2 protein-coding genes are annotated in these 2880 nt (G+C 74.0%); one reads left to right on the top strand and one right to left on the bottom strand.

Translation table 11 applies throughout. The features are described from left to right. Nucleotides 1–162: 162 nt before the first annotated feature. Nucleotides 163–972, bottom strand: coding sequence for a pyrroline-5-carboxylate reductase (proC, locus tag JNW98_RS35015; RefSeq protein WP_223772305.1), 810 nt, complete (start codon nucleotides 970–972; stop codon nucleotides 163–165). A gap of 525 nt (nucleotides 973–1497) precedes the next feature. Between proC and JNW98_RS35020 the strand changes: the two genes are divergently transcribed. After that, nucleotides 1498–2853 (top strand): SulP family inorganic anion transporter, encoded by a 1356-nt coding sequence (locus JNW98_RS35020; protein WP_223772306.1) that lies wholly within the window; start codon nucleotides 1498–1500, stop codon nucleotides 2851–2853. The last annotated feature ends 27 nt before the right edge of the window (nucleotides 2854–2880 follow it).

The following is a 2880-nucleotide window of genomic DNA, read 5'->3' on the forward strand; positions in this document are numbered from 1 at the left end:
CGGGACGGCGCCCGCCGGGCGCGGGAACTGGCACGGCCGACGGTCGACGCCGCGTACCAGGCCATCGGCCTGCTCCCGGCCGGCTGATCGTCGACCCGGCCGGCCACGGTGGGCGGGCCGTCGGCCCCAGGAGCCGACGGCCCGTTCCGACGGCCCGTTCCGTCAGCCCGTTCCGGAGGCCAGTTCGCGGCTGCGGTCGCGGGCGGCCTCCAAGGCGGCGATGAGCGCGTGCCGGACTCCGTGCTTCTCCAGCTCGCGGATGGCGTTGATCGTGGTGCCGGCCGGCGAGGTGACGGCCTCGCGCAGCTTGACGGGGTGTTCCCCGCTGTCGCGGAGCATCACGGCGGCGCCGATGGCCGCCTGGACGATCAGGTCGTGGGCCTTGTCCCTGGGCAGGCCGAGGAGGATGCCGGCGTCCGTCATGGCCTCGACGAGGAAGTAGAAGTAGGCCGGGCCGGAGCCGGACAGCGCGGTCGCGGCGTCCTGCTGCGACTCGGGGACGCGCAGCGTCTTGCCGACCGGCTTGAAGATCGCCTCGGTGCGCAGCAGGTGCTGCTCGGTGGCGTGGGTGCCCGCGGAGATGACCGACATCCCCTCGTCCACCAGCACCGGCGTGTTGGGCATGACGCGCACCACGGGCGTCCCCGCCGGGAGCCGCTCCTCGAAGAACGCGGTGGGGACGCCGGCCGCCGCGCTGATGACGAGCCGGTCGGCCGGCAGGTGCGGGGCGAGCTCGTCCAGGAGCGTCGCCATGTCCTGCGGCTTGACCGCCAGGATCAGCGTGTCGGCGGCCTTGGCGGCGTCGGCGTTCCCCACGACCTCGACGCCGTAGCGCTCGCGCAGCGCCTCGGCCCGCTCCGGACGGCGCGCGGTGCAGAGCAGCTGCGCGGGGTCCCAGCCGGCCCGGATCATGCCGCTGAGCAGCGCTTCACCGATCTTTCCGGTGCCGAGGACGGCGACTGTCTGGGTCACGGGGCTCCCCTTTTCCGCTTTCGCTGTGCCGGGCGGCCATTTTCGCACCCGGTTCCGGACGGCCGCGGGCGATGGGGGCGGGCAACGGCGTCGGGGGCGGAGCCCCGGCGCGCGATGCGGCGCGTGGGTCGCGCCGTCCGCCGGAGTGAACGGACGGAGCTCTTCCTCCTCGTCGATTCCGTGTTTACACCGCGGTAACGCACCGGTCGGCCCAAGAGCACAACGCTTGGTCACACTGTGGGCGGGTGTTCACGGCGCGCTGCCGGAGGAGGCGAGGACGCGTCCGTACGGGCACCGCGCACGGACCCGCCCGGCGTCCGCGTCGGCTCCCGCACCTTCGCCCGTCCCGTTCCGTTCCGTTCCTCCCGGCCCTTCTCCGCCCACCCTGCCCTCCTTGCACTTCCGGCTCTTCCGGCTCTTCTCGGCCCTTCTCCACCGGCCAGGCCCGTCCGCCCGTACCCGTCCCCACAGGTTCTCGGTCCCCGGTCGGCGTCAGCACGCCCGGGGACGCTGGAGGCAACCCTCATGGAGCGCAAAGACCTCAACCCCGCCCGCTTCGTCACCTCTAGGCCCGGCACTTCCCGGTCCGACACCGGCCGGCTCCTCCGGGCCGACGTCCACGCGTCCCTCGTCGTCTTCCTCATAACCGTGCCGCTCTCGGCCGGCGTCGCCGTGGCCTCCGGAGTGCCGGTCGAACTGGGCCTCGTCACCGGGATCGTCGGCGGGTTGCTGACCGGGCTGCTGCCGGGCAGCAGCATCCAGGTGAGCGGGCCGGCCGCGGGCCTCGCCGCGCTCGTGTACGAAGCCGTGCGCGTCCACGGTCTCGGCGGCCTGGGCGTGCTCGTGCTCGCCACCGGCCTGCTCCAGGTGGTGCTGGGTCTGCTGCGACTCGGCCGCTGGTTCCGGAAGGTCCCCGTCGCCGTGGTCCAGGGGATGCTGGCGGGCACCGGACTCGTCCTCATCACCGGCCAGTTGTACGAGCTCGCCGACGCCGACGCGCCCGGTGGCGGCCTCGAACGGCTCGGCGGGCTCGTCCTCCTGGTCACCGGCGCCCTGGAGGATCCGGCCGCGCTCGCCGCCGGCGCGGTGGGCGTCGGCACGATGGCGCTGATGGCGCTGTGGCAGCGCTGGCCACGCGGGGTGCGGCTGATGCCGGCGCCGCTGGCCGCGGTGCTCGCGGCGACGGCCGCGACCGCGCTGTTGCGACTGCCGGTGGACCGGTTGCGGGTCGGTGACCTGATGACCGCCGTCCAGCCGCCGGACGGGCCGGACTTCGTGCGGCTCGGCCAGGTCGGTGTCCTCGGCACCGTCCTGGCCTTCACGCTGGTCGCCTCGGCCGGGAGCATGTTCGGCGCGGCCGCGGTCGACCGGCTGCACGACGGGCCGCGCACCGACTACGACAAGGAGCTCATCGCCCAGGGCGCCGGCAACACCGTGTGCGGCATGCTCGGCGCCCTTCCGATGACCACCGTCGTCGTCCGCAGTACCGCCAACGCCCAGGCGGGCGCGCGGACTCGGGCCTCGAGGGTGCTGCAGGGGCTGTGGCTGGCCGCGTTCGCGGCGCTGTTGCCCTGGGCCCTGGGGGCCGTGCCGGTCGCGGCACTCGCCGGGGTGCTGGTGGTCGTGGGCCGGCAGCTGCTTCCGGGACGCGAGTTGGGGCGTCTGTGGGACGGCCATCGGGGTGAGGTCGTCGCCCTCCTCGCCACCGCCGCGGCGATCGTGGTGACCGATCCCTTCGAGGGAGCGGTCATCGGTCTGCTGCTGGCGGGCGTCAAGGCCGGCTGGGAGACGACGCGGCTCAGGACCGATCGGGGTCGGGGACGGCGGGGAGAAGGGCGGGCGGGTGACGGCGGCCGTATGCCGCTGATCAGTAAGAAGTGACGTCGCGGAAACGCAAAAAAGCCGTAG

This window comes from Streptomyces huiliensis, assembly GCF_020037025.1.
In the GTDB taxonomy this organism is placed as follows: Bacteria; Actinomycetota; Actinomycetes; order Streptomycetales; family Streptomycetaceae; genus Streptomyces; species Streptomyces huiliensis.

What these genes read in the sequence shown, in the direction of transcription:
- JNW98_RS35020 (WP_223772306.1), top strand. Translation starts at nt 1,498, where the DNA reads ATGGAGCGCAAAGACCTCAACCCCGCCCGCTTCGTCACCTCTAGGCCC.